The 25,743-nt window shown below is 69.5% G+C and carries 24 protein-coding genes; 17 read left to right on the top strand and 7 right to left on the bottom strand.

Annotated elements, in window-relative coordinates:
* Positions 1-20 precede the first annotated feature (20 nt).
* Genes ACUP6Y_RS17540 through ACUP6Y_RS17475 form a run of 14 tightly spaced genes read left to right on the top strand, consistent with a single transcriptional unit; the run spans position 21 to position 14,728 of the window.
* A complete protein-coding gene (locus ACUP6Y_RS17540) occupies positions 21-233 on the top strand; it encodes a ferredoxin (protein WP_462552115.1) in 213 nt (70 codons plus the stop codon).
* Entirely contained in the window at positions 230-1,393 is a 1,164-nt protein-coding gene (locus ACUP6Y_RS17535; protein WP_462552114.1) for an LLM class flavin-dependent oxidoreductase, read from the top strand. The genes ACUP6Y_RS17540 and ACUP6Y_RS17535 overlap by 4 nt, the downstream gene beginning before the upstream one ends.
* 2 nt (positions 1,394-1,395) lie before the next feature.
* Positions 1,396-2,649 carry an NAD(P)/FAD-dependent oxidoreductase gene (locus ACUP6Y_RS17530; protein WP_462552112.1) on the top strand — a complete coding sequence of 418 codons (1,254 nt, stop codon included), beginning with the start codon at positions 1,396-1,398 and terminating at the stop codon, positions 2,647-2,649.
* Positions 2,643-4,160 (top strand): aldehyde dehydrogenase family protein, encoded by a 1,518-nt coding sequence (locus tag ACUP6Y_RS17525; protein ID WP_462552110.1) that lies wholly within the window; start codon positions 2,643-2,645, stop codon positions 4,158-4,160. The genes ACUP6Y_RS17530 and ACUP6Y_RS17525 overlap by 7 nt, the downstream gene beginning before the upstream one ends.
* Positions 4,157-5,308 carry an LLM class flavin-dependent oxidoreductase gene (locus tag ACUP6Y_RS17520; RefSeq protein WP_462552109.1) on the top strand — a complete coding sequence of 384 codons (1,152 nt, stop codon included), beginning with the start codon at positions 4,157-4,159 and terminating at the stop codon, positions 5,306-5,308. The genes ACUP6Y_RS17525 and ACUP6Y_RS17520 overlap by 4 nt, the downstream gene beginning before the upstream one ends.
* 52 nt (positions 5,309-5,360) lie before the next feature.
* The gene (locus ACUP6Y_RS17515; RefSeq protein ID WP_462552107.1) at positions 5,361-5,762 is read left to right on the top strand and encodes a RidA family protein; all 402 of its coding nucleotides are present in this window, start codon (positions 5,361-5,363) and stop codon (positions 5,760-5,762) included.
* Positions 5,759-6,301 carry a flavin reductase family protein gene (locus ACUP6Y_RS17510; protein ID WP_462552105.1) on the top strand — a complete coding sequence of 181 codons (543 nt, stop codon included), beginning with the start codon at positions 5,759-5,761 and terminating at the stop codon, positions 6,299-6,301. Before ACUP6Y_RS17515 ends, ACUP6Y_RS17510 begins: the two co-directional genes overlap by 4 nt.
* Before the next feature lie 5 nt (positions 6,302-6,306).
* Complete coding sequence (locus ACUP6Y_RS17505) at positions 6,307-7,668, top strand: hypothetical protein (RefSeq protein ID WP_462552103.1); 1,362 nt, start codon at positions 6,307-6,309, stop codon at positions 7,666-7,668.
* Between the two features lie 31 nt (positions 7,669-7,699).
* Positions 7,700-9,193 (top strand): CoA-acylating methylmalonate-semialdehyde dehydrogenase, encoded by a 1,494-nt coding sequence (gene mmsA, locus ACUP6Y_RS17500; RefSeq protein ID WP_462552102.1) that lies wholly within the window; start codon positions 7,700-7,702, stop codon positions 9,191-9,193.
* The gene (locus ACUP6Y_RS17495; protein ID WP_462552101.1) at positions 9,190-10,059 is read left to right on the top strand and encodes an amidohydrolase family protein; all 870 of its coding nucleotides are present in this window, start codon (positions 9,190-9,192) and stop codon (positions 10,057-10,059) included. The genes mmsA and ACUP6Y_RS17495 overlap by 4 nt, the downstream gene beginning before the upstream one ends.
* 25 nt (positions 10,060-10,084) lie before the next feature.
* Positions 10,085-10,492, top strand: a complete 408-nt coding sequence (locus tag ACUP6Y_RS17490) for an ester cyclase (protein ID WP_462552099.1) — start codon at positions 10,085-10,087, stop codon at positions 10,490-10,492.
* A 17-nt stretch (positions 10,493-10,509) separates the two neighbouring features.
* A complete protein-coding gene (locus ACUP6Y_RS17485; protein ID WP_462552097.1) occupies positions 10,510-12,075 on the top strand; it encodes a GMC family oxidoreductase in 1,566 nt (521 codons plus the stop codon).
* Positions 12,072-13,475 (top strand): FAD-binding oxidoreductase, encoded by a 1,404-nt coding sequence (locus ACUP6Y_RS17480; protein WP_462552095.1) that lies wholly within the window; start codon positions 12,072-12,074, stop codon positions 13,473-13,475. Before ACUP6Y_RS17485 ends, ACUP6Y_RS17480 begins: the two co-directional genes overlap by 4 nt.
* On the top strand, positions 13,472-14,728 hold the full coding sequence (locus tag ACUP6Y_RS17475; RefSeq protein ID WP_462552093.1) for a sugar ABC transporter substrate-binding protein: 1,257 nt from the start codon (positions 13,472-13,474) through the stop codon (positions 14,726-14,728). Before ACUP6Y_RS17480 ends, ACUP6Y_RS17475 begins: the two co-directional genes overlap by 4 nt.
* A gap of 339 nt (positions 14,729-15,067) precedes the next feature.
* Here the strand turns inward: ACUP6Y_RS17475 and ACUP6Y_RS17470 are convergent, their stop codons facing one another.
* Both ACUP6Y_RS17470 and ACUP6Y_RS17465 read right to left on the bottom strand, forming a co-directional pair.
* Positions 15,068-15,307: a hypothetical protein gene (locus ACUP6Y_RS17470; protein ID WP_462552091.1), complete on the bottom strand. Its 240-nt coding sequence runs from the start codon at positions 15,305-15,307 to the stop codon at positions 15,068-15,070.
* Positions 15,308-15,641: 334 nt separating this feature from the next.
* On the bottom strand, positions 15,642-16,073 hold the full coding sequence (locus tag ACUP6Y_RS17465; RefSeq protein WP_462552089.1) for a hypothetical protein: 432 nt from the start codon (positions 16,071-16,073) through the stop codon (positions 15,642-15,644).
* A 212-nt stretch (positions 16,074-16,285) separates the two neighbouring features.
* On the opposite strand from ACUP6Y_RS17465, the gene ACUP6Y_RS17460 reads away from it, so the two are divergent.
* Positions 16,286-16,657: a DUF255 domain-containing protein gene (locus tag ACUP6Y_RS17460; protein WP_462552088.1), complete on the top strand. Its 372-nt coding sequence runs from the start codon at positions 16,286-16,288 to the stop codon at positions 16,655-16,657.
* Between the two features lie 205 nt (positions 16,658-16,862).
* On the opposite strand, the gene ACUP6Y_RS17455 is transcribed toward ACUP6Y_RS17460, so the two are convergent.
* The 5 genes from ACUP6Y_RS17455 to ACUP6Y_RS17435 all read right to left on the bottom strand — a co-directional run bounded on the left by ACUP6Y_RS17455 (position 16,863) and on the right by ACUP6Y_RS17435 (position 22,583).
* Positions 16,863-18,113 carry an ATP-binding protein gene (locus tag ACUP6Y_RS17455; RefSeq protein ID WP_462552087.1) on the bottom strand — a complete coding sequence of 417 codons (1,251 nt, stop codon included), beginning with the start codon at positions 18,111-18,113 and terminating at the stop codon, positions 16,863-16,865.
* Between the two features lie 622 nt (positions 18,114-18,735).
* Complete coding sequence (locus ACUP6Y_RS17450) at positions 18,736-20,241, bottom strand: IS1380 family transposase (protein ID WP_462552086.1); 1,506 nt, start codon at positions 20,239-20,241, stop codon at positions 18,736-18,738.
* A 130-nt stretch (positions 20,242-20,371) separates the two neighbouring features.
* Positions 20,372-21,220, bottom strand: coding sequence for a hypothetical protein (locus ACUP6Y_RS17445; RefSeq protein ID WP_462552085.1), 849 nt, complete (start codon positions 21,218-21,220; stop codon positions 20,372-20,374).
* Positions 21,217-21,978 carry a helix-turn-helix transcriptional regulator gene (locus ACUP6Y_RS17440; protein ID WP_462552084.1) on the bottom strand — a complete coding sequence of 254 codons (762 nt, stop codon included), beginning with the start codon at positions 21,976-21,978 and terminating at the stop codon, positions 21,217-21,219. Before ACUP6Y_RS17440 ends, ACUP6Y_RS17445 begins: the two co-directional genes overlap by 4 nt.
* 119 nt (positions 21,979-22,097) lie before the next feature.
* Positions 22,098-22,583: a hypothetical protein gene (locus ACUP6Y_RS17435; protein WP_462552083.1), complete on the bottom strand. Its 486-nt coding sequence runs from the start codon at positions 22,581-22,583 to the stop codon at positions 22,098-22,100.
* A gap of 288 nt (positions 22,584-22,871) precedes the next feature.
* On the opposite strand from ACUP6Y_RS17435, the gene ACUP6Y_RS17430 reads away from it, so the two are divergent.
* Together ACUP6Y_RS17430 and ACUP6Y_RS17425 are read left to right on the top strand one after the other, a co-directional pair.
* The gene (locus ACUP6Y_RS17430; RefSeq protein WP_462552082.1) at positions 22,872-24,854 is read left to right on the top strand and encodes a thioredoxin domain-containing protein; all 1,983 of its coding nucleotides are present in this window, start codon (positions 22,872-22,874) and stop codon (positions 24,852-24,854) included.
* Entirely contained in the window at positions 24,851-25,738 is an 888-nt protein-coding gene (locus ACUP6Y_RS17425) for a DUF1353 domain-containing protein (RefSeq protein WP_462552081.1), read from the top strand. The genes ACUP6Y_RS17430 and ACUP6Y_RS17425 overlap by 4 nt, the downstream gene beginning before the upstream one ends.
* The last annotated feature ends 5 nt before the right edge of the window (positions 25,739-25,743 follow it).

The raw sequence follows: 25,743 nt of genomic DNA, 5'->3' as shown, positions 1-25,743 counted from the left end.
CAGAGCTGAGGAGCATTCCCATGAGCATCGACGTCGAACTCGACTCTTGCATCGGAGCAGGGCTCTGCGTGATGGCAGCACCCGACGTCTTCGACCAGAACTCGTCCGACGGTCGGGTGGTCGTCCTCGTCGACCAGCCGACCGCCGATCAGGTTCCCGCCGTCCGCGAAGCCGTCGGGCTGTGCCCGACCGCCGCCCTCGTGCTCCGCGAGAGCCAGGGGAGCGCGCGATGAGTGGCGTGGAGGAGACCCGGCCCCTGGTGAAGGACGGCGGCTTCAAGCTGGCGCTGTTCGCCTTCAACAACACCGGCGGCCTGTCGATGACGGCAGCCGAGGGCCGGATCGTGCCGACCTGGGACAACCAGGTGCGGTTGGCCCGGATGGCGGATCGGGCCGGGTTCGAGGCTGTCATCCCCGGTGCGCGGTGGAAGGGGTACGGCGGTGCCAGCGACTACGCGGGCACCGGCTTCGAGACCCTCAGCTGGGCCGCGGGCATTGCCTCGGCGACCACGCAGACGACCGTGGTGGCGACCGTGCAGGTCGACACGATCCACCCCGTCCTGGCGGCCAAGCAGGCCGTCACGATCGACCACATCTCCGGTGGTCGGTTCGCCTTCAACCTGGTCGCCGGATGGAACCAGAGCGAGATGGCGCTGTTCGGGCCCGCCGTGGTCGACCACGAGTCCCGCTACGACCGGTGCGACGAGTGGATCGACTTCGTCGAGCGGATGTGGCGCGAGGAGGAGGAGTTCGACGTCAGTGGGCGGTTCTACAACGCCACCGGCGTGCTGTCGAAGCCGAGGCCCCTCCAACGGCCGCGTCCGGTGATCATCAACGCCGCCGCGTCCGGGCGCGGCCAGCGCTTCGTCGCCGAGCACGCCGACGTCTGCTTCACCACCGCCGACGGGATCGACGACATCCGCGCGAAGGTCGCCGAGACACGGCAGGCCGTGTTCGACCACGCGGGCCGCAGCATCAAGGTCCTCGGCTGCCTGACCGTGCTGTGCCGGGACACCGAGGCCGCCGCGCGCAGGTACTGGGACTACTGCATCAAGGAGAAGGGAGACCGCGAGGCCGGGCTCAGGTGGGCCCGGTCCTTCACGCAGAACTCCAAGACCTACGACGAGGCGACGAACCGGCGCATCCTCGCCTCGCTCGACGGTGCGATCGCCGGGCTGCAGACGCCGCAGGCCGTCGGCACACCCGAGCAGGTCGCCACCAAGATCCTGGCCATGGCGGCTGCCGGCCTGGACGGCGTCACGATCAGCTTCATCGCCGACTGGGAGGACGAGCTCGAGCGCTTCAACCGCGACGTCCTGCCTCTCCTCGAGCAGGCCGGCCTCCGCGAGCCGTTCGTGCCCCGGCCCCGGCTCGTCAGCACCAGAGAGGCATGACGATGGCGGACGTACGTCGGGTGGTCGTCGTCGGCGCGTCGGTCGCGGGCGTCGCGGCGGCGACCGGATTGCGCTCCGCCGGATTCGACGGCGAGGTCGTGCTGGTCGGCGACGAGCCGCACGCGCCGTACGACCGGCCACCGCTCAGCAAGCAGCTCCTGTGCGGCTCGTCGGAGGCGGCCGACATCGCGCTCGCCGGGGCGCAGGCGCTCCCGTCGGCGGACGTGGTGCAGCGACTCGGCTGCCGGGCGACGGCGCTCGACGTCGAGCGCCGCCTCGTCGAGCTCGACGGCCGGGACGAGCTGTCCTTCGACGGCCTCGTCGTGGCGACCGGATCGGTTGCCCGACACCTGCCCGACCTCGCCCTGACCAGGGGCATCCACGTCCTGCGCACCCTCGACGACGCACTCGCCCTGCGTGCGGACCTGACGTCCGCGCGCCGGGTCGTCGTGGTCGGCGGCGGGTTCATCGGCCTCGAGGTGGCGTGCTCGGCCCGGTCGCTGGGACTGGAGGTCACCGTCGTCGAGAGCGCGGACGCACCGCTCGCCCGGGTCCTCGGAGCTGAGATCGGTGCACGTTTCACCGATCTCCACCGGTCGCGTGGCGTCGAGGTCCGGTGCGGTGCGGGCGTTGCCGGGGTGCAGGTCGTGGGCGACCGGGTACGGGCCGTCGACCTCGATGACGGCACCTCGGTCGACGCGGACGTCGTGGTGGTCGGGATCGGTGCGGTACCGGCCACCCAGTGGCTGGCGACGAGCGGCCTCGACGTCTCCGACGGCCTGGTCTGCGACGAGCTGCTGCGTGCGGCGCCACGGATCTACGGCGCCGGCGACGTCGCGCGCTGGCAGCACCCGCTCTTCGGGTCGATCCGAGTCGAGCACTGGATGACCGCGATCGAGCACGCGAGAGCTGCCGCTAGGAACCTGGTCGCCGAGCTCGACGGTGCCCCTGGGGCAGCCGAGCCCGTCGCCCAGATCCCCTACTTCTGGTCCGACCAGTACGGCATCAAGGTGCAGATGGCGGGCTGGGTCGCCGGCTACGACGAAGCGGTCGACGTCGAGCTCGACGGGCCGGGAACGGGAGTGCTCCTCGGCCGCGCCGGACGCCTCGTGGGTGCCCTCGGCTGGTCTGCTCCCACCTTCGTGGCCCGCCAGCGCCAGCTTATCGCGAACCGTTCGACCCTCGCCGCCGCCGTCGCCGCGACCAGCGCGGAGGAGCAACAGCTCGAGATCAAGGAAGGCACGACATCGTGGTAGCGCAACAGACAGACGAGCAGCTCGTCCCCGTCGCGTCGGCGGTGACCGACTGGCTGGGGAAGCGTCGGCCGATGATCATCGACGGGGTGCCGGTCGACAGTGACCGCACGCTCGACGTGGAGGACCCGGCGACCGGGACACAGATCGCCACCGTCGCCCTGGCGGCACCGGACCTGGTTGCGCGTGCCGTGTCCAGTGCGCGGACGACCTTCGACGACGGAGCCTGGCGCTGGATGTCCAGTGCCGACCGCAGCAGGCTGATCCTCGCCGTTGCCTCGTTGGTCGAACGACACGGTGAGGAGCTGGCACAACTGGATGCCCTCGACGGCGGCGTCCCCATCGAGTACGGCCGGATGTCGATCGCGGACGCAGTGCTCACCCTGGAGTACGCTGCCGGGATCCCGGGCCGGATCACGGGGCAGACGGTGGCACCCGCGAACCATCGCGGCGACCACTACCAGGCGAGCGTGCTCCGGGAGCCGCTCGGCGTGGTTGCGCAGATCGTGCCGTGGAACCTGCCGCTCAGCATGGCAGTGGAGAAGGTCGCGCTCGGTCTCGCCACGGGCAACACGATGGTGCTCAAGGCCGCTGAGCAGACGCCGCTGAGCGCGCTGCGGCTGGGCGAGCTGATCCTCGAGGCGGGGATCGCGCCGGGTGTGGTCAACGTGGTCTCCGGCCTCGGCGCGGAAGCGGGCGACGCCCTGGTGCGCGACCCCCGGGTCGACAAGGTGTCCTTCACCGGTTCGACCGTCACCGGCAAGGCGATCGTCGTCGCGGCGGCGGGCAACCTCACGCCGGTGTCCCTCGAGCTCGGCGGCAAGTCGCCGTTCATCGTCCTCGGTGACGCCGATCTGGACGAGGCGGCGGCCGCTGCGTCGGACAACATCTTCACCCTGAGCGGGCAGGCCTGCACGGCCCCGTCGCGGATGTTCGTCCAGCGGGCCGCTGTCGAGGAGTTCGCAGACAAGCTGGCCGCGGCCGCGGGCCGGGTCGTCGTGGGATCGCCACTCGACCCCCGCACGACGGCCGGCCCCTTGGTGTCGGCTCGCCAGCGGGCCCGCGTGGCCGGCTACGTCGACGGCGCCCTCAGCGAGGGCGCGACCCTCGCCTGCGGCGGGGAACCCGGACAGGGTGCGGGCTACTTCTACGCCCCGACCGTCCTGACCGGGACGACACCCGAGATGACCATCAACCGTGAGGAGGTCTTCGGACCGGTCGTGACCGTGACGCCGTTCGACACCCTCGACGAGGTCGTCGCACTCGCCAACGACAGCACCTACGGGCTCGCCGCCGGTGTGTGGACCAACGACCTCGCGGCCTCGCAGCGCCTCACGCGCGACCTCCAGGCCGGGTCGGTCTGGATCAACACCTACAACCTGTTCGATCCGGCGCTCCCCTTCGGCGGCTACAAGCAGTCCGGCTGGGGACGCGAGACCGGGATGGCCGCCGTCGAGCTCTACACCCAGACCAAGACCGTCGCGTCCGCGACCAACGTGAGGACATCGTCATGACAGCAGCCGTCCGATTCGACTACATGACCCAGCTCTGGCGCGACGGGCTGACCACGCCCTATGCCCAGCTGCTGGACGAGGCGCGGGCCCAGGCCGTCGCCGCGGAGAACGCCGGCTTCGAGGCGATCCTGGTCAGCGAGCACCACTTCGACGCCGAGGGCTTCGACGTGTCACCGAACCCGCTGATGCTGGGCTCCGCTCTCGCTGCGGCCACCACCCGGATCCGGATCTGCGCCGGAGCGGCGAGCCTGCCGCTGTGGCATCCTCTACGCCTGGCCGAGGACGTCGCGATCCTCGACCACATCGCAGGGGGTCGCCTCGACATCGCCCTCGGGCGTGGACTCCTCGCCCGCGAGATCATGACCCTCAACCCGGCGGCCGATCGCAGCAACGCCGAGCGCAGCATGAGCCTGTTCCGCGAGAGTGTCCAGCTGGTCAAGGAGGCCTGGACCTCGGACGCCCTCACCTGGGAAGGGGAGCACTTCTCGCTGCCGCCCGCCGGAGTTCGCGACCTGTCCTCGTCGTGGTACCCGCGCAACCCCGCGTGGCGCTCCGAGGCAGGCGACTGGGTGGGCATGGCCGTCGTACCGCAGCCGCTCCAGCAGCCACACCCACCGCTGTTCACCCCGACCGAGACCACCGAGGGCATGACGCTCGCCGCAGAGCTGGGGCTGCGGCCCCAGACCTGGCAGCCGTGCGGCAAGCGGCTCGACGACCTGCTGGTCCACTACCGCGACGAGCGGCGCCGGCTCGGTGAGACCGATGTGCAGACGGGTGACGGGGTCGGCCTGCTCCGCCTGCTCTACGTCGCGGAGTCCGAGGACGAGGCACGAGCGGCCATCGAGCCGCTGGTGGAGATGATCGGCCGCTACATCGGCGGCATCCGGGGGAAGGCCGCCTTCGCCGACCGGGACGAGGACCTCGTCGACGAGGACCAGATCTCGTGGTTCGACTTCCTCCGGGACCGCGACCACCTGCTCGTCGGAACCCCCGACACGGTCGAGGAACAGATCCGACGGCTGCGCGAGCAGCACGACATCGGCCACTTCATCCTCTGGACCCACGGCGTCGGGACCGCTCACGACGCCAGCATGCGCTCGCTCGAGCTGTTCGGCCGCGAGGTGCGCCCGCGGTTCACCACCCACTGATCCCGAGCCCTACCGCCGGCCCGCGGCCGGTCCTGCCCCAAGGAGAACCACCATGCGCAAGAACATCCACGTCGACGGCCTGCCCGACCTCCGCCCGTACGGGCTCTCGCAGGGCGTCGAGACCGACAGCCTCGTGTTCGTGCCGTCGATGGCACTCGAGCGCGGAGAGCTGCGTCGCGACAGCAAGGCGATCTCGGTGGCCGACGAGACCCGCATCATCCTGGAGCGGATGGACGAGAAGCTGCAGGCGATCGGCCTGTCGCTCGCCGACGTCGTCAAGACCACCTGCTACCTCACCGACCGCAACCACTTCACGGAGTTCGCGGAGGAGTACAAGCTGCACTGGGACGGTGACTACCCGACCCGCGTGACGGTGTACGTCGGGCTGGCGGTCGACTGCCGGGTCGAGATCGACGCCATCGCGGTGAAGCCGTCGGCCGGCGGTGCGTCGTGACCTCCGTCCCGGCGGCCGACCCGGCGATCGCCCCGGCGACCCTCGGCGACCGGGTCCGGCGCGTCCACGCCCAGTTCCCCACGGGCGTCATGGTGATCACCACCGCTGTCGACGGAACGCCGCACGGCCTGGCGGTGAACGCGTTCTCGAGCGTCTCGCTCGACCCGCCGGTGGTGCTGTTCTGCGTCGCCAAGTCATCGCGGACCCACGGCCAGCTCTACGGCGCCCGGTGGGCCGCGGTGAACATCCTCTCCCACCGCCAGCTCGGCGTCGCCAAGCGCTTCGCGACGTCGGGCGTCGACAAGTTCGGCGGCCTGGACTGGTCGCCGAGCCCGCACGGGGCGCCGGTGGTGGACGGGGTCTCGGCCTGGCTCGAGGTCGAGCTCCGGCTCAAGATCGACGCCTCGACCCACACGATCTTCACCGGACAGGTCCACCACGCGGTCTCGGCCGAGGTGCCCCCGCTGGTCTACCTGGCGCCGGGCCTCTTCGACGGCGCCCAGCTCACTGAGGCCATCGACCACGAGGAGTCACGGTGAAGGACATGTCCGAGCGGCTCCTCGAAAGAGCCCGGTGGCTGATGGACCAGCCCGAGTTCAACCTGGTCGACCCGTGCCACTCCACCGACGACATCGGTCCGCTGGCGCAGAGCATGACGATGAAGGGCTTCTCGCCCGGACTCATGGGCTTCGGCAGCGTCAAGCCCGGCGACCACGTCCTGCTGGCCACCACGGCACTCGACGACCCGGACGTGAGGGACGCGATCGTCACCGCCTTCCGGGAGAAGGGTGCGCGGGTCGACACGATCGTCGTGGATCCCGGTCCCGACCGGCCGATCGAGGTGGAGGACGAGTTGCGCTCGTCGATCCGTCGCGCGCCGATCACCCTGGCCGCCGGCGCCGAGCCCCGCCGGCACTTCGACATCCCTTGGGCGACGCGTCGCTATCTCGAAGGTGGCTACGACCTGTTCGTGCAGGGGCGAGCCGCTGCTCTCGGGCCCTGGCGCTGGGAGGGACACCCGTGGACCAGCAAGGAGATCTTCCTCAGCGAGGCCATCGTCTTCCCCCGGGAGCTGCACCTGCTGATCAACGAGAAGTCGTGGGCTCCGGTGTGGGAGCACGGGCGTGGAGCGCGGGTCAGGGTCACCGACCCCGAGGGAACCGACATCAGCTGGACGCTGCTCCCGGAGTTCTGGTCGGGGGAGGGCGGCTTCTCCCAGGAGCCGGTCTACAACCACCACATGTACCACCCGATCCCGCCGGTCTCGCCGTCCTCGGACGCGGAGGGCATCGTCGCCGGGAGCACCGCCCACTTCTCGAAGCCCTATCCCCGAGTCGAGCTGCAGGTGAGCCGGGGCAGGGTCGACCGCATCGCCGGCGGCGGGGCGTACGGCGACGGGTTGCGTGAGCTGCAGGAGGAGACCCGCCACCTCCAGTACCCGGACTTCCCCGACAAGGGCATCTTGTGGTTCTGGGAGGCAGCGCTCGGTACCAACCCCAAGGTCGCCCGCCCGTCCCAGCCGCGGATGATCTCCAGCGGCGGCACGGAGTGGGAGCGCTGGCGAGCCGGCGCCCTGCACTTCGGCTTCGGCACCTGCGGCCCCTCCGACCAGGAGAGCTGGGCCTCGGACCGCGGGCTTCCGTTCGGCCACGTCCATGTCCACCAGTTCTTCCCGACCATCGAGCTGACCACGCCGGACGGCACCACCTTCCGGACCTGTGACGAGGGCCGCCTCACCGTCTTCGACGACCCCGAGGTCCGCGCCTGCGCCGCGAAGTACGGCGACCCCGACGAGGTCCTCGCGCCGCTCTGGACGCCCCCCGTCCCCGGCGTCAGCATCCCGGGCGACCTCGACGACTACCGGCGCGATCCCTCGCCGTGGTTCGACCACCCGTCGGCGCACTGACCACCGATCACGAACAGAGAGAGCACTCACCATGACTGCGAACGTCAGCACCATCACGACCCCCGCGTCCGAGGACGGCGTCCAGGTCGTCGCCAACTACATCGGCGGATCCTGGAAGGAGTCGGCCTCCGCCACCTTCCTCGACGTCGTCGATCCCTCCAGTGGGCGGGTGACGGCCGTCGTTCCCGACTCGACCCAGGCCGAGGTCGACGCGGCCGTCGCTGCGGCTGCGGCGGCGCTGCCGGGCTGGCGGACGACGCCGGCAACCGTGCGGGCCGAGTTCATCCTGCGCTACCGGATGGAGGTGGAGCGTCGTATCGACGACATCGTCGACGCGATCTCCCGCGATGCCGGCAAGGCGACCGCCGATGCCCGGGCCGAGGTGCTGCGATCGATCTCGGCTCTCGACAACGCGCTTTCCGTGCCGATGACGTTGCGCGGACACATCGTCGAGCAGGTCGCCACCTCCGTGGACACCGAGACCGTGCGCCAGCCCGTTGGCGTGTGCGCGATGATCTCGCCGTTCAACTTCCCGATGTTCTCCTCGATCGCCCAGCAGAGCACCGCCCTGGTGTGCGGCAACACGCTGGTGTGGAAGCCGTCGGAGCAGACCCCGCTCGCGAACCAGGTCCTGTTCGACATCATCGACAGCATCGGTCTTCCGCCCGGCGTGTGGAACCTCGTCAACGGCGGTCGGGACGTGGTCAACATGCTGATCGACGCTCCCGACGTGGCCGCAGTCTCGTCCGTCAGCTCCGCGCAGGCGGCCCGCGCGATCTACGCCCGCGCGGCAGGCCACGGCAAGCGGGTGCAGGCACTCGGCGGGGCCAAGAACCACATGGTGGTGCTGCCAGACGCGGTGGTCGCCGGTACGGCGACCCAGATCGTTCAGAGCGGGTTCGGATTCGCCGGTCAGCGCTGCATGGCCGGCTCGGTCATCGTCGCCGTCGGCGACGCCTGGAAGCGGGTGGGGCCCGAGGTGGTCCGGAAGGCCACGGCGCTCACGCTGGGCGCTGCTTCGGACCCCGCCACCGATCTTGGGCCGGTCATCTCCGCGTCCTCGAAGGAGCGCATCACGGCCGCCGTCGCGTACGCGGCGGAGCAGGGCGCCACGGTCGCACTCGACGGGCGTGAGCCCCAGGTCGACCAGACCGGCTACTTCCTCGCGCCGACCATCGTCGAGGACGTCGCCCCGGGCATGGCGATCCTCGAGGAGGAGCTGTTCGGCCCGGTCCTCGCCGTCATCGAGGTCGCCGACCTCGATGAGGCGATCGCGCTCATCAACGCGAGCGAGTACGGCAACGGAACCACCATCTTCACCGAGTCGGGATCCGCGGTCCGCAGGTTCCGCGCCGAGGTCGAGGTCGGGATGATCGGGGTCAACGTCGGCGTGGCCGCGCCCGCCGCGATGTTCCCGTTCAGCGGGTGGAAGTCGTCGCTGTGCGGTGACATCCCGATCCAGGCCGAGTCCGGCGTCGACTTCTTCACCCGGCGCAAGGTCGTCACCACCCGGTGGCTGTCGTGAGTGGACTGATCGACTGGCACACCCACGTCTGGCTCCCCGAGCACCTCGGGGAGTTCGGGCGGGGCCTCGACGTCGCCGGCCGGGACCTGGCCGGGTGCTGCTGGTCCGGTCAGGGCAGGCCCGACGACCACGACCGGGCGATGGCCCGGTCGGGTGTCGACGGCTTCCTCGTGATCGGCTTGCGCAGCAGGTTCCTCGAGCTCGAGATCCCGAACGACTACATCGCCGCCCAGGTCCGCCGGTACCCCGGTCGGGCCGTCGGCGTCGGTTCGATCGACCCGAACGATCCCGACGCGCTGAACGAGCTGCGCCGCATGCGGTCCGAGCTGGGGCTGCAGGGTCTCAAGCTCTCGCCGCCGTACCAGGACTTCCACCCCCACAGTGACGCGGCGTGGGCGGTCTACGAGCTGGCCGACCAGCTCGAGATGTTCCTGCTCTTCCACCAAGGCTCGGTGTTCCACCCGCGCTGCTCCATCGAGAACGCGAACCCGCTGCTGCTCGACCGGATCGCGAGCGCGTTCCCGCGGATGCGGATCATCGTGTGCCACTGCGGCCAGCCGTGGACCAACGAGACGGTGATGCTGATGGCCCGGCACGCCAACGTCTACACCGACATCTCGGCACGGCTGAACCGGCCCTGGCAGCTCTACACGATGCTGATGAACGCGATCGACTACCAGGTCACCGACAAGATCCTCTTCGGCTCCGACTTCCCGGTGTTCCAGCCCGACGAGGCCCGTGAGCAGTTCCTCTCGCTCCACGAGCGTCTTCCAGGTCTCCCGCCGCTGCCTGCGGGCCTGGTCGACGCGATCCTCCACGAGCGGCCGTTCAGCCTGCTCGGGATCGACCCCACAGCCAACGGCTGACGCTCACCATCCGAAAGGTCACACCATGTCCCTCACCGACATCCTCGTCCGTGCCTGGTCCGACGTCAGCGGCCCGACCGACTTCGGCCCCGGCTTCGACGCGCTCTTCAGCGACGACTACGTCCGACACTCCGGCGACTCGAGTCTCGACCGCGACGAGTACCGGACCGTCATCGTGGAGCTCTACACCGCGTTCCCCGACCTGACGATGAAGATCCTCGATGCGGTCGAGAACGACAACCGCGTCGCCTTCCGATGGGAGTCGACCGGGACCCACACGGGGTCGTACCTCGGGGTGCTGCCGACGCACCGACAGGTGACGGCACGGGGCATGACCATCAGCCGGTTCGAGGACGACCAGATCGTCGAGGACTGGACGACCTGGGACAAGGCCAGCGTGCTCGACTCGCTCGGCATCATCCAGCTGCGCTGAAGGGACCGACGGCTGCCATGCAGGACATCTACGACTACGTGATCGTCGGTGGGGGCACCGCCGGCGCGATCGTCGCCGCGCGACTGTCGGAGGACCCCGATGTCTCCGTCGCCGTGGTGGAGTGGGGCCCCAGCGATCAGGGCGAGGAGCGGGCACTGCAGCTGTGCCGCTATCCGGAGATGATCGGGAGCGAGTACGACCTGAACTACGCGTGCGTGTCCTCCGAGGGGGGCAATCCCGACCATCGCGTGGCCCGGGGGAGGATCCTCGGAGGTACGTCGAGCATCAACAACATGGGCCTGCTGCCGCCGATCCCGGCCGATCTCGACGGATGGGCGGACCTGGGCGTCACCGGGTGGAGCTATGCCGACTTCGCCGGGTACCGGGACCGGCTCGCCGCGCGCGGGACCCGGCCGAGTGGCGAACAGCGCAACCCCTGCCTCGACGACGCGATCGCAGCCGCGGCCCAGAGTCTTGCGATCCCGGTCGTCGAGGCCTGGCCGACCGAGGAGATCAAGGACGGCGTGGGCTACCTCGACCTGGGCTATGACCCGGAGACGGGACTGCGCTCGTCGTCGTCGGTGGCCTACCTCCACGGGATCCTCACCAGACCGAACCTGCACCTGCTGCTCGAGCGCAGGGTCCTCGCGATCGAGCTGCAGGACGGCCGGGCGGTCGGTGCTCGCGCCGTGGGCGCCGATGGCGCGGAGGTCCTGATCCGTGCCCGGCGCGAGACCGTGGTGGCATGCGGCGCGATCGACACGCCCCGTCTGCTGATGCTGTCCGGCATCGGTCCGGCCGATCACCTGGCGTCGGTGGGGATCGAGACCCAGGTCGACCTGCCCGGCGTCGGCGCCAACCTGATGGACCACGTCGAGAGCCTGGTCATTCTCGAGCTCGATCGACCGGCCGACGGTGGCTGGCCGCCCGAGCTGGACGGTGCGGCGTTCGTCGCGCGCATCGACGACGACGCCGTCGCGCCGCAGGTGATGGCGCATCTGTTCCGGTTCGCCCCCGACGAGACCTACGCCGGCGCGCGGGGCGATGGCACGCAGCTCCCGGAGCACACGCTGGCGATCACCCCGAACGTCGCCCGCCCACGCAGCCGTGGCACGGTGCGGTTGTCGTCGGCGGACCCGGAGCAGCCGCCGCTGGTCGACTTCGGCTACTTCAGCGACGCCGACGGCCACGACCGCCGAACCATCCTGGCCGGCGTACGGATGGCACGACAGGTCGCCGCGGCACCTCCGCTCGCGGACTGGGTGAGCCGCGAGGTGTTCCCCGGGCCGCAGCTGCAGTCCGACGACGAGCTCTTCGCGCGCATCCACGCCACCCACGGCAGCGTGTGCCACGCGTCGGGGACCTGCCGGATGGGCGGTGACGACGACCCGCTTGCCGTTCTCGACTCCCGGCTGCGGGTGCGACGGCTGCGGGACCTGCGAGTCGTCGATGCGTCCGCCCTCCCGGTCCTCACCACGTTCAACCCGATGATCACCGTGATGATGCTGGCCGAGCATGCCGCCACGATGATCGCCGAGGACCGCGCGACCGCAGAGCTGGCCACCCCGGCGGTGACGGCGTGACGACGACCTTGTCGACCGCCGTCGACGAACTCGTGTCCGCACTCGGCGCGGACGTCGTCGACACCGACCCGCGCGTCCTCGACCACTACCGCCCGGGTAAAGGGCCCTTCGACGAGCTCGACCCCGGTGTGGTCGTGCGAGTGCGGTCGGCCGAGGACGTGACCGCCGCGCTGGCGATCGCGACCGCGCGCGATCTGCCGGTCGTCGTCCGGGGCGGTGGGTTCGCCCTCACCGGCCCGCCGGCACGGCCGGGCACCTTGCCGATCGTCCTCGACACCCGCGCCATGAACCGGATCCTCGAGATCGATGACGCCACCATGACCGTGACCGCCGAGTGCGGCGTCCTGATGGCCGACCTCCACTCCGCCGTCGCCAAGCGAGGCTACGAGGTGCATACGGTCGCGGTCCCGCGTGCCCACACGACGCTCGGCGGAGTCCTCAGTGGCGTGTGCGGTGGCGGCTTCCCCGCCGACACCGCCGAGGTCGGAGGCAGCGGGCAGTTCGTGCTCGGCCTCCGGGTCGCCCTGGCGAACGGCACCATCCTCGACACCAACGCGGGCGGCTCGAACATGCACCGGGAGACGTCGGCCATCCCGGCGTCCGACGGTCCCGGGCTCACCCAGCTCTTTATCGGTGACGGCGGCGCCCTCGGCATCAAGCTCGTCGCGACACTCGCCCTTGCGCCGGCACGACCAGAGATTCACGCCGGCGCCTTCGAGTTCCACGACCTCGACAACGCCCTAGCGGCGATCGACGAGCTCCGCCGCATCCACGAGGTGCCGTACAGCAACCTGTACCTCGTCCGCGGGTCCAGCTGGTCGCTGACCTACACCTCGAAGGCGAGCACCGTCGATCTTCTGGCTCACCAGGTCGCGACCGTGGACCGAGCTGCCACCGAGAAGGGCGCCCGGAGAGGTGGCGCGGACCTGTTGGCGTCGGCGCAGGCGATCGCGGCCGACGACCCGGCCTGGGCCGGCCAGTTCATCGAGGTCGACAGGGGAGCGATCGCCGGAGTCTTCGACAACCGCACGTTCCCGACAGCTTTCGCGCAGCTGCGAGACCTCGTCGACAGACGGGTCGCGGAGGGGCTCGGCCGCCTCGGCATCGAGCCCGTGGTGTTCGCGAGCCCCTACGGCAGGCATGCGATGTGGTTCGCCCTCACGCTGCCGTACGACGAACGAGTCCCCGGCGCCCGCGCGGCGGCCCGGCGGGTGACCCACGAAGGCTACGACCTCGTCGCCGCGCTCGGCGGCTGGTCCGAGCCCCATCAGGGCGAGGTCAGCCGACTCCTGGCAACGGCATGGGCCCCGACGTACCGCGCGCTCGTGCGGTCGCTGCGCGACCACGTCGACCCGGTCGGCGTACTGAACCAGGGGCTCTGGGACGGACCGGGCCGATGAAGAACGGAACCGACTCCAACGTGTTCGAAGAAGCCGAGAAGGAGAAGCAGATGAAGATGCACGGCAGGGCGCTCGTGATGGTCGCGACCGCCTCGATGGTCCTCGGGATGAGCGCGTGTGGCGGCGCGGACGGGTCGTCAGGAGGGACCGGAGCCGGGATCTCCTCCGACACCGAGCAGGCCGTGACGGCCGCCTTCGAGGGGAGCTTCGGAACCCCCCCGGCACAGGCGCCCAAGCCCGCAGCGGGCAAGAACATCTGGCTGGTCATGAGCTCGGCGCAGATCACCGACTTCAACGAGACCGGCCATCTCGTCGACGCCGCGAAGAAGATGGGCTGGGACCTGACCCTGTTCGACGGCCAGTTCAACACCGACACCATGGTCAGCGGCCTCCGCCAGGCCGTGGCCGACCACGCCGACGGCGTCATCGTGTACACCGTCGACTGCGCGACGGCGAAGGCCGGCTTCCAGGACGTCGTCGCTGCGGGAATCCCCGTGGTCGCGTTCGAGTCCGCCGACTGCGACCAGGCCGTCGACGAGGACGGGAGGATCGTCGACACCGGCGACAAGGGACTCTTCGACGCCGTCGTCACCTATGACGACCCCGTCGAGGACGGCAAGCTCCTCAGCTATCTCGAGTTCCTCCAGGTCGCCTACGCGCGCAACCAGGCTCTCGCCCTGATCGAGGGGACCAACGGCAGCGCGAAGGTCATCAAGCTGAGGGAGACCGACTACCAGAGCACGCTCGCGACCGATCGCGGCTTCGACGACGCGCTGGCCGAGTTCTGTCCCGACTGCAAGGTGGTCGACACGGTGGAGCTGACCGGCGCCGACTTCGGGCCGCCGCTCCAGGACAAGGTGGCGCAGGCCATCGCCCGCCATCCGGACGCCAACGCGGTCTACGGCATCTACGACGCGGTCGCGCTCGATGCCGCACCGGCCGTGGTCGCGAGCGGCCGCAACGACGACATCTTCGTCATGGGTGGCGAGGGGAGCTCCCCTCTCGTCGAGCTCGTCGCCGCCGACCGCGGGGTGGACGCCGGGTCCGGCTATCCCGTGCGCTGGGAGGCGTGGGCCGCACTCGACGCCATGAACCGACTGCTGGCAGGTGAGACGCCGGACGGGATCGGCTTCCCGTCCGGGATCGGGGTGCAGGCATTCGACCGGGACCGGAACCTGCCCGAGAAGGGTGGCAGGTTCGACGGCCCAGTCGACTTCCAGGCGGCATATCTCAAGGCGTGGGGACTCAGCTAGCTGTGATGTCCAGCCTGGACGCGGCGACCCGTGCGGCTCGGCCTGCGCGACGAGCGGGATCGACTCCGTGCGGGTCGCCGTGACCAGCCCACTCCTGCATCGAGGAGCGATCCCGTGCATGTCCCCTTCAGCGTCGTGGACTCCTGCACCGAGCCGAGCTGCAGAAGCTCAGACCGCGCAGTCCGTACTGGAGAGATCACGTCAGGCAGGTCAGCTGACGGCGGACGTGGCCTGCCTCGACGAAGCCCCGTTGTGCTTTCCCGTCGGCATCGAGTCCGAGGCCATGGTCGGCGTCGGTCTCGAGAGCTGGGGATCCCCGCGCCGGTCATGACCGTGTGGTCACGACGCGGCCGCCGAGACCTGTTGCGAGCCCGCCTGACTGATGTCGAGGAACAGGTCGGCCTCGGAGCGCAGCGCAGATGCGGCCACCCGAAGAGCATGGACCCTGGTGGGCTGCGGCTGCCAGTACGGCGTCGCGCTCGCCTCGTCCGCAGCAAGGTCGTCATAGTGGTGGGCCAGGCCGAGCAAGCGCGCGCGCAGCATCGCGGCGAGCCTGGCGTCCGTTGGGTCTGTGTCCATCTCCCGCTCGCCTCCAGTCGCTCTTGGACTTGACACCAGTGAAGACGTGACGGCGCCACCGGGCGACCGGAGATCTACGCATAGGACTACCTACGTCACGCACCTGGGCAGCGAGCGCGCGAGGGGCAGAGGATCACTGAGCCGAGCTCTTGCGGAACTCTCCCGGGCTGACGCCGGCTGAAGTGCGAGACGTCTCGGAAGCCGACTCGTTGTCCCTCGACCGGATGGTGCTTCACGCTCGGCACGTCTCACGCGCTCACCGCGGCCTCCTTCTTTCCCGAGGAGGTCCAGGACGCGATCTTCGCCGATATCGACATCCGGATCCCGCTGACGTTCAAGCCTCAGGGCTCCGCGAAGCGGATCGAGGGGGCTGGCAGCTCGACGGCGAGTCCGGCAGGTCCAGGATCTGCATCATCGCGCCGAGGGTGACGCCGAAGAAGTACTCGTGCATCAGCTCCGCGGAGCCGTTGTCGACGAACTTGTCGATGAGGCTGTCCGCGAGATCGCGGATCGGCTCCTCCAAGTAGGCGATCCTCGGCTTCGTCAGTGGCTTCTGGCCGACCTTCCGGTAGCGGGTGTGCTCCGGTGGGTCCATCCCGGTGAACGACAGCGAGAAGAAGTGCTGCGGGATCCGGTCGAGGAACTTGTCCGGAACCGTGGCCGAACCGAGCTCGCCCTGGCTGAACGTCTCGTAGTCCTGCAGTGCGGCCGCGATGTCCTCGTGGCGGGTGATCCCGAAGAAGTCGCCTTCGGGGGAGTAGAACACCTTCGGGGGAGTAGAACACCGGAGACTCCTCGCGCAGGATCCGGAGCACTGCCTCGGGGTCGCGTTGGAACTCCTGACTGACCAGGTTGAACTGCACCGCTGGTCGCGGTGCGATCTCCTTCAGGTCCACCATTTCCACCTCCTGGGTCCGTCGACGTAGGTCCGTCGACTGGTGTGACCTGGGACACTAGGAGCCCGGAGGGCCGTCGCCCATGGCCCACCGCGCACCGACTACGGCCTCGTCGCGCACGGAGCGCGGTGTGGCGTCGTGCCGGCGTGGTCGTGCGCAGCTGTACGACGACCGCGCACGTCGGCCACGCCCATGGGCCGGGCCTTGCGTCACCGGTCTGATGGATGATTGTCGGGTGAACCGCCTGGCCGCCGCCACGTCGCCCTACCTCCTCCAGCACGCCGACAACCCCGTCGACTGGTGGGAGTGGGGACCCGACGCGTTCGCTGAGGCGAGGCAGCGCAACGTCGCGATCCTGCTGTCCGTGGGGTACGCCGCCTGCCACTGGTGCCACGAGGTTCCACGCTTGGCGGCTATCGACGGAAATCTGCGAAACCGCAGGTCAGCGTCCTAACAGCGGTTGGCGCCGAATCGGCGAATGCCGCCGTTGGACACCGATTCCGGGGCTTCGTGCATCACTTCGTGCATCACTTGTGGGCCACCACTGGCAACCCAGTGGCAGTCGATCTCGACGTGTTGAAGGACCTGACACGTCGCGAAGACATGTTAACTTTCCGGCCGATTCTTAACGGGTTGCTGCGGTCGTCGGTGACCGGTCGTCACGGCCCCAGGCATCCGATCGGGATGACGTGAACGCCGTCGGGCCGGCGGCCGCCGGCGCCTGTCGACGTGATCACGCCGAGACAGGCAGGTTCTTTGTGTCGGTCGGTGTCGACGTTCCCGGCGAACTTGAGCAGGGACGCGGCCCCGGCGTCGACGTCGCGTGGGTTGAGCTTGACCTCGAAGGCTGCCCACTTGTTGTCCCGAGCGGTCAGCACGGCGTCGACTTCGTTGCCGTTCTCGTCGCGCCAGGAGTCGACGCGCCCTCGGTGCAGCTGCGCATAGATGCGGAGGTCACGGATGGCCAGCGCCTCGAAGTGGAAGCCCAAGGCCAAAGGATCGGCCTTGAGTTCGGCACTGCCGATGTTCAGCGCGGCGGGTCCGATCGAGGGGTCGACGAAGTAGCGCACGGGCGCGGTGCGGAGTCGGGCTCGCGAGCGCATGTGAGGTCGCCAGGCCGCGGAGTCGTCGGTGAGCCACAGGCGGGCGAGTGCATCGAGGTAGCCGGTGAGCGTCTCGTACGCAATTGGTCCGCCGTCGCCCCCGACGTCCTTGGCCAGATCGCTCAGCTTGACTGGCTGTCCGACGCCGCGACCCAAGGCTTCGAGTAGGCGGCGCAGATTGCCGGGGTTGCGGCGGTGGCCCATATCGGGGACGTCCACCTCCACGACCTGGCGCAGGTAGTCGGCCAGCCAGTCGCGTGCGAAATCCTCGTCGGCGTCGAGCAGTTCTGGCCAACCACCGGTGATGATGCGGCGTAGCAGTTCGTCGAAGGACACGTGTGTCCCCAGGCCCGTCTGGCGCTCGCCACCCAACAGGCTGGCCAGCGACATCTCCCCGGTCGAGTGGCCAGATTCGAACAGGCTCATCGGCCGCATCTGCATGACGGAGAACCGCCCCGCCCCGGAGTGCCGGCTCGCGTCGTCGCGAGGTCGAGCGGACCCGGTGAGGATGAACTGCCCCTTCTCGGCGCGGTCGTCCACCTGGCGCCGGACGCGGTTCCAGATGTCCGGGGCGACCTGCCACTCGTCGAACAGGATCGGTGGGTTCGCTGCGAAGAGCGCTTGAGGATCGAAATCGAGCTGGGCGCGCGCCGCTGCATCCTCGTCGAGACGGATGATGGTGTTGGCGATCTGCGATGCCGTGGCGGTCTTTCCGCACGCCTTCGGTCCCTCGATGAGGACGGCTCCCATGACGCTGAGCCGGGCCTCGAGCTCCTGGTCTGCGATCCGGGGAAGGTAGTTCGTCATGCGCTCACTCTAACGTTTGCGTAGAGCGGAATCGAACTTTTGCGGTCAATGAATCTGAAGATTCGGATCGCTTGAAGTCGAATTTTTGCGGCTGTGCCGGGTGTGGTCTCGGTCGGCCCAGGTCAGGTTGACAAGGCGCGCGAACTCGGCGTCCCCGAGGGAGACTCGATCGCGTGCGTCGAGACCTTCACAGTTAACGCCAAGTATGTCGGAGTCCTTCGGTCGATCAGCGGCGCAGAACGCTTCATCTCCGCGGATGCGCTGGTCGAGGATTTCACACCGACGGATGCCCCGTTGACCCCACCAACTGATGGGCCACCAGTTGCGGCGCCCCAGGCCACACGACCTCGCCGGGCTGCCGCGACCGCCGCTGTCGAAAGGTCGGACGACTTCGACTCGGCGTGCTTCTACATCACCCCGATCGGGGATGAGGACTCGGAAGCCCGAAAACACGCCGAGGCTTAGCCTCGATCCGTGGATCGACTCGGCGGGTGAGTCGGGGTAGGTGGTGGCTGACGCGGTTGGGTTGGGCGGCGGCAGTTGGGCAGGGGTGTGGTGCTGGTCTGCCCAGCTCTTCCACTGTCGGGGTTCCTCGGGTCGTGCCTTGCGGCTGGTGGATCGCTCAGGTGGTGATCGGTGGTCCGTGGGCGGTGTCGAAGACGCGGTCCCATGTCTGGAGCCAGCGCTCGGCCCAGGGCCAATGTGCGGGCAGGTGCAGGACGGGGCGGCGCTGCGGCCTGGTTAGGCGAGCTGGGACGTTGATGATCTGACGCCGCAGGGTCGTGCCTCGAGCGGGGATCGGGATGTTCTGTCCAGCGGTGTTGCGGGTGCGTGGGGCCAGGGTGTCGGTCGCGCGGAGCAGGTTGTAGGCCATGGCCGCGCACAGGGTCCAGGCGTGGTTCGCGGCGAACCTGCCTGAGGGCATGTGCGCGAACGGTCCGTCGATCAGGTCAGCGAAGACGGTCTCGATGACCGCGTGACGACGGTGGGTGATGTCCGCGGCCGTCACGGGCTCGGTGTTGTTGGTGAAGAACGGGTGATGCCGCCAGAGCGGGAACAACTCCTCGAGGCCGGCATCGAGGTTGGTCTTGTCGCGCACCCGCCGCACGATGAGCCGTGCGGTGACCGGGTTGTTCTGTGCGAACGCGGTGTAGGAGGTCTCGGCGACCTCGGCATCGGAGATCAGCTCACCGGTGTCGGGATCGGCCACGGCGCCGGGATAGTGCACCGGTTGCCACGCATCGTCGGGGATCCGGGAGATCGCGGCGGCAACAGCGTCGTTGTGTCTGAGCACGACCGAGAACTCCACACCGGCGTTGATGCAGGCGTTGACCACGGCACTGCTGCCGTACGCGGAGTCGCCCCGCACCAGAATCTTCCCGGTGCTCGTTCCGGTGCTCGTTCCGGTGCTCGTTCCGGTGCTCGTTCCGGTGCTCGTTCCGGTGCTCGTTCCGGCGCCGCAGGCGCGGGCAGTCCGGATCGCTTCTTCGACCATGGATGCGGCTGCTTTGCCCGATCCTGCTTTCCCGGCTCGTAGCCGTACACCGGCCACGACAGGAGCGCTGGTGGGGGTGCTGATCGTGGTGACCAGCGGCGAGAGACCCTTGCGGAGCAACGCGCGGCCCGCGATCTTGGCATGGCCGTAACTCGCTCCTTGCTTCTGGTAGCCGTAGACCGGGCGCAACAGCGAGTCGATGTCGATGAACGCCTGCTCACCGACCCCGTCCAGCAGCTCGGTGGACGCGACCAGGTTCACCAGGTGCGAGCGCGCGACCGAGGCGAGTTGGGAGACATGTCCGTGGGTGAACGAGCGGAGGAACTGGCCCAGCGTCGCTGGTGCGTAGACCCCGCCGAACAGTTCCTTCATCCCGCCGGCGCGGACGATGTCGAGGTCCTCGATGCACTCGGCGCCCACGGCCATGCCCGCGATGATCGTGGCGATCTTCCCCGCCGGGTTCACCCCAGCCGAGCGGACGAGCGAGGACTTGATCGACACCCGGTCGGCGAGGAGCCCGGAGAGTCCGGCCTGCTCGGCCAACGCCATCACCGGCACCAGTCCGGCATGCGACACGAGGTGGTCTTCATCGAAGACCGGCGTGGCTCGGGACCACTCTTGATGTAGTTTCACTTCCAGTGCCTCTTCGGCTCGAGCGACTCGCGACTTCAGCAATCACGATTCTCCCGGCCAGGAGGCACTTTCACGTCCAGGCCCGCCGCAACCCATGTCGCGAACCCCGAGTCGATCCACGGATCGAGGCTTAGTCCGGCAGGACATCTCGCCACAAGTGGAAGACACGGTCGATCTTGGCGGGGTCGACGAAAGTGTCGAAGGCGGACTTCGCTCGTTCGCGGCTCAGCGCGTCGCGCACAACGGAGGCGGTCCACTCGACGCTCTGACGGACGTCGGCACCAACCTCGGCATGGTCGAGGAACTCGGCGATGACTCGAGCCGTATCGTCCGGACCGGCCACGGCCATGAGCCGCCATAGGTCGCCGAGGTCTTTGTCGCGGACCGGCCCCTTGCGCGGCTCGCGTAGCCGCTCCCCGACCTTGGAACCTTTGGCGAGGATGAGCGCAGGAATCTCGGCGACGTGGACCTGTGCCGAGAGTCGAGGGTCGGCGAAGTCCGTGATCGTCATGCGCGACCGGTTGAAGGCCGCGAGTTCCAGACCCATGGCGTTGCCCACCGCGAGTTTGCCGTGCGCTGACTGGAGCGCAGGGACACCGCGCTTGGTCCGACTCGACGTGCCCGACAGCCCGTGCGGCGCGAGCAGGTCGATCTTCTCGCGGAAAGACCGCGTGCCGTCGGGCTCGTCGTACGGCTCTCGCCCCCAAAGCCCCGGCCGAGCGGTCGTGCGGTGCTCATAGCCGGCTTCGGTCAGCAGTGCCTCGATGCTCGGCACGTCACCGACCAACCCCGGCGTGACACCGAGGTCACCGTCGCCGGTCGGCATCCTCGGCACGTCGAGCTCCATCGTGCGCAGCAGGACGGCATCCGCTCCGACCAACGTCAGCGAATCGGCGTGGGCTGCAAGGACACCGACGACGTTGATGATCGCGCGGCGGCTCCACTCGATCTCGGTGCGCGGTGCTTTGAACTCGGTCATGCCACGCGCCGCCCCAGCAGGATGTCGGCTTGTTCGGCCATGCGGTCGATGCCGCCGTAGGCATCGATGACGACCTGGTCGCGCGCCGCCACCGTCACGCCTTCGATGACGATCCGGCCGAGCTCGCACACCCCGTCGAACGGAATCAGAGTGACCCGCATGCCGAACGATCCTGGCTCCTTGCGCACGAGCACAGTAGCCTCGGCTGCGCGCTCGACATCCTCGACGTAGAGGACGGGCCACGCCTCGCCCGCGCTGGGGCGATAGAGGTTCGCACCGGCGTCGCCGGTCACGGCGTAGTCGATGCCTGCGGAGCCGAGGACATCGGCAAGCTCATACGCGGTCGGCCCGGCGTTGAAGTCGACAGCGCCCGAACGACGGGTCAGGCGAGCGGCACGACCTGCCCGGAACAGCAGGTCGGCTTCCTTGCCATTGGTCGCCAGGCCCTGGCCGTCGACGAGCCCGATCCGTGCCCAGCGCCTCCGCCACGCTTCGACGGCCGGCGTTGCCTCGATGTCCAGCTCCGAGTCAAGCGCCAGCCGGGCGGCAGCGATCGCGACGACATCCGCCGCACCCGTGAACCCGATCGGCTCCCCCAGGACGGCCAGGATCTCCTGCGCCAGATCGAACGACGGGCTCACCGCACCCGACTCGATCCGGGTCACCGTCGTCGGAGCAACGTCGACCAGCGCCGCGAGCTGACGAGCACTCAGCCCGTTCACGCGACGCAGCGTCGAGATGCGCTCCGCAAGGTCCATGCGACCAGTCTAGGTCAGTGTTGCAAATCCGCAACACTAGTCACCGGTGGGGCCACCGACTCCTCCGACATCAAGGAACGCCGGTCCACGGGGCAAAGCCTCACGGTTCGGATTGCCGGCTACTCGTCGTCGCCGCCGAACTCGCGCTCGATGTCTTCAATCGTTGGGTCGCCGTCGAGCGGCTCCAGTCCGAGGAAGTCCAACACGTACGGGTCCTTGAACTGCTCCCTCTCCAACTCCGACGCGGAAGCGGGAATGTTCCGCCGCTGGAAGTCGAAGTCGTCGGCACACCGCGCACGAAAGCCCTGGATCACCCGTGCCAGGCCATCGAAGACCTCGTTCGTGCGGGTGTCAGCGATCCGACCCAGAAGGGCAGCCAGATCGTCCTTCTCGTCCCACGGCTCGATCGTCACTGTCAGCATGCACTCCTGACCTCGCGGCGTGAGTGCGAGGGCATACTCACTGTTGCCCAGCTGGGCCCAGCGGCGCGCGAAGGCGACGCCCGCGTCCCAAGTGGCGTCCGCGCTGGGACACCTCGTCTGCGGCAACGCCTCCAACAACCGAGCGACGATCGCATCGGCGGTCGCAACGGATTCCTCGACCATGCCCACGAGTGTGCCAGCGGGCACCGACTGATCCGAAGAAGACGACGCCTGGCGCAGCCAGGACCGGACTCCCGAACTCGTAGCGTAGAGACGCCCGAAATGCTCGGGTAGACCCCGCCAGCCGGCTACCACTGGCGACCAGTGATGCGCACGCTCAGGATGATGCAAGTACGGGACCTTTGATGCGACTGTCACTGGCGGGCAGTGATGGCGGGCTTGTTGCATCACGTTGTTGCATCACCTGGTCCGCCAGACGGGCTGCGGCAGGTGCCGCGCAATGATGGTTGCGTGAACCGACTCGGAGCCGCGACGAGCCCGTATCTCCAGCAGCACAAGGACAATCCTGTCGACTGGTGGGAGTGGTCGCCCGACGCGTTCGAGGAGGCCAAGAGGCGTGACGTGCCGATCCTGCTCAGCGTGGGCTACGCGGCCTGCCACTGGTGCCATGTGATGGCCCACGAGTCCTTCGAGGACCAGGCGACGGCGGACTACCTCAACGAGCACTTCGTGAGCATCAAGGTCGACCGCGAGGAGCGGCCGGACGTGGATGCGGTCTACATGCAGGCGACGACCGCGATGACGGGTCAGGGCGGGTGGCCGATGACGGTGGTGATGGACCACGAGGGGGCGCCGTTCTTCGCGGGCACCTACCTGCCCGACCAGCCGCGGCACGGGTCGCCGTCGTTCACGCAGGTGCTGCGGGCGCTGAGCGGGGCGTGGGTGGACCGAGGCGATGACGTACGACGCACCGCGGCCAAGGTGGCCGAGCACCTGCGCAAGGAGGCGAGCCTGCCGGCGTACGCGCTGACGGGGGAGCGGATCGACGGGGCGGTCGCGACGCTGGCGGGGGAGTACGACGCGATGGCGGGCGGGTTCGGGGGTGCGCCGAAGTTCCCGCCGACGATGGTGCTGGAGTTTCTGCGGCGCTACCGGGGCGAGGCGGTGCAGCAGGCGCGGCACATGCTGGCGCGCACGGTGGCGGCGATGGCGGGCAGCGGGATGTACGACCAGGTGGGCGGCGGGTTCGCGCGGTACGCCGTCGACCGGGCGTGGGTGGTGCCGCACTTCGAGAAGATGCTCTACGACAACGCCCAGCTGCTCGGTCTCTACGCGCGGCTGGGCAGCGAGCTCGGTGACCGGATCGCGACGGAGACGGCCGACTTCCTGCTCCGCGAGCTGCGGACGGAGCAGGGCGGGTTCGCCTCGGCGCTCGACGCGGACAGCCCGGCCGAACCGGGCGGGCACGCGGAGGAGGGGCTGTTCTACGCGTGGACGTCCGCGCAGCTCACGGCGACGCTCGGGCCGACGGACGGAGCCTGGGCGGCGGAACTGTTCAACGTCACCGACGACGGGACCTTCGAGCACGGGATGTCGACGCTGCAGCTGCGCCACCATCCGCAGGACGAGGCCGACCGCGCCCGCCTGTCCGACGTACGACGCCGGCTGCTCGCCGCCCGCGAGCAGCGCCCCCGCCCGGCGCGCGACGACAAGGTGGTCGCCGCCTGGAACGGGCTGGCGATCAGCGGGCTCGTCGACGCGGGGCGCCGGCTCGGCCGTCCCGACTACCTCGCGGCCGCGACCGGGGCCGCGGAGCTGCTCGCAAGGCTGCACCTGCAGGACGGCCGGCTGCGGAGGGTCTCTCGCGATGGCGTGGCGGGTGCGCACGCCGGCGTGCTGGAGGACTACGGCTGCGTGGCGTCCGGCTTCCTCGCCCTCGCGCAGGCCACCGCCGACGGCCGCTGGCTGCGCCTGGCGACCCAGCTGCTCGACACCGCACTCGAGGGATTCGCCGCTCCGGACGGAGGCTTCTTCGACACCAGTGTCGATGCCGAGGCGCTCGTCGCGCGACCGCGCGACCCCGGAGACAACGCGAGCCCGAGCGGGTTCAGCAGCCTGGTCCACGCGCTGGTGGAGGCACACGCGCTGACCGGGGAGGGCCGCTACCGCGACGCCGCGGAGACCGCGCTGGCCACGGTCGGCGTGCTCGCCGACAAGGCGCCGCGGTTCGCGGGGTGGTCGCTGGCCGCCGCGGTCACGATGCTCGACGGACCGCTCGAGGTCGCCGTCGTCGGACCGGCGGGAGAGGCGCGCGACGCCCTGGTCGCCAGGGCGCTCACGCTTCCGGGAGCCGTCGTGGTCGCTGCCGAGGCAGAGACCGGGGAGATCCCGCTGCTGGTGGGCCGCACTCCGGTCGATGGGCAGCCGGCGGCGTACGTCTGCCGGGGCTTCGTCTGCGAGCGGCCGGTCACCGACCCGGAGGCGATCAGGTGAGCCCGTGGCCGCCGGTGCGGCCGGAGCCCGAGCGGTTCCACGACGAGGGCTCGGCCGACCCGCCGAGGATCGTGCTCGAGCGGGTCGAGGCGGGCGACCTGCGCCGCCGCAGTGAGCGCTTCCGGATGCTGCACCGGATCGCCTACCGCGACCGCGAGTACGGCGACCTGCTGGTCCCCGCCGACCTCGGCGCCTTCGAGACCGACCTGACCTCGGTGCCCACGATCTTCACCTGGCTGGTGCCGCGCACCGGTCGCCACTTGCCGCCCGCGTTGCTCCACGACGGGCTGGTGCATGCCCCCGAGGAGGCGCCGACGTACCTCTCCGTGGAGGGGCACGTGCTCGACCGGGTCGCGGCCGACCGGGTGTTCCGGGCGGCGATGCGCGACACCGACACCGGGCCGGTGCGCAGCTGGCTGGTCTGGTCGGCGGTCACGCTCTCGACGATCTGGCACGGGTCAGCGACCTGGAGTCGAGCAACGCACCTGCGCTACCGGGCAGCCGCCGCCGCGACGGTGGTGATCGTCGTCGTGCTCGGCGTGCTGGCGACCCTGGACCTGTTCGACGTCATCGACGGCGTGCCGTGGATGGGGGACCGGTCGTTCGGGATGGAGCTGGTGGGCGGGCTGGCCGGCGCGGTCGTCGTACCGCTGCTGCTGGGGCTGACCTGGGGCCGGTTCGCGGTCGCGGGAGTGGTCTCGGGGATCGCGCTCGCGGTGCTGCTGCACGTCACGGTGGCACTCGCCTTGATCACGCTCGGCTACCAGGCCGCCGAGTGGGTCGCTCGACGGCGGCCGGTGGCGGCGGTGGTGATCGCCGGGGTAGTGATCGCCGCCCATGTCGTGCTCATCGTCTTGTTCCTGACTCCATTCCGCTCGAACTGACCGGC

It is taken from the genome of Nocardioides sp. S5-5 (assembly GCF_054954065.1).
The sequence above is the reverse complement of the archived record's forward strand: the minus strand, read 5'-3'. Positions and strand labels throughout refer to the sequence as shown.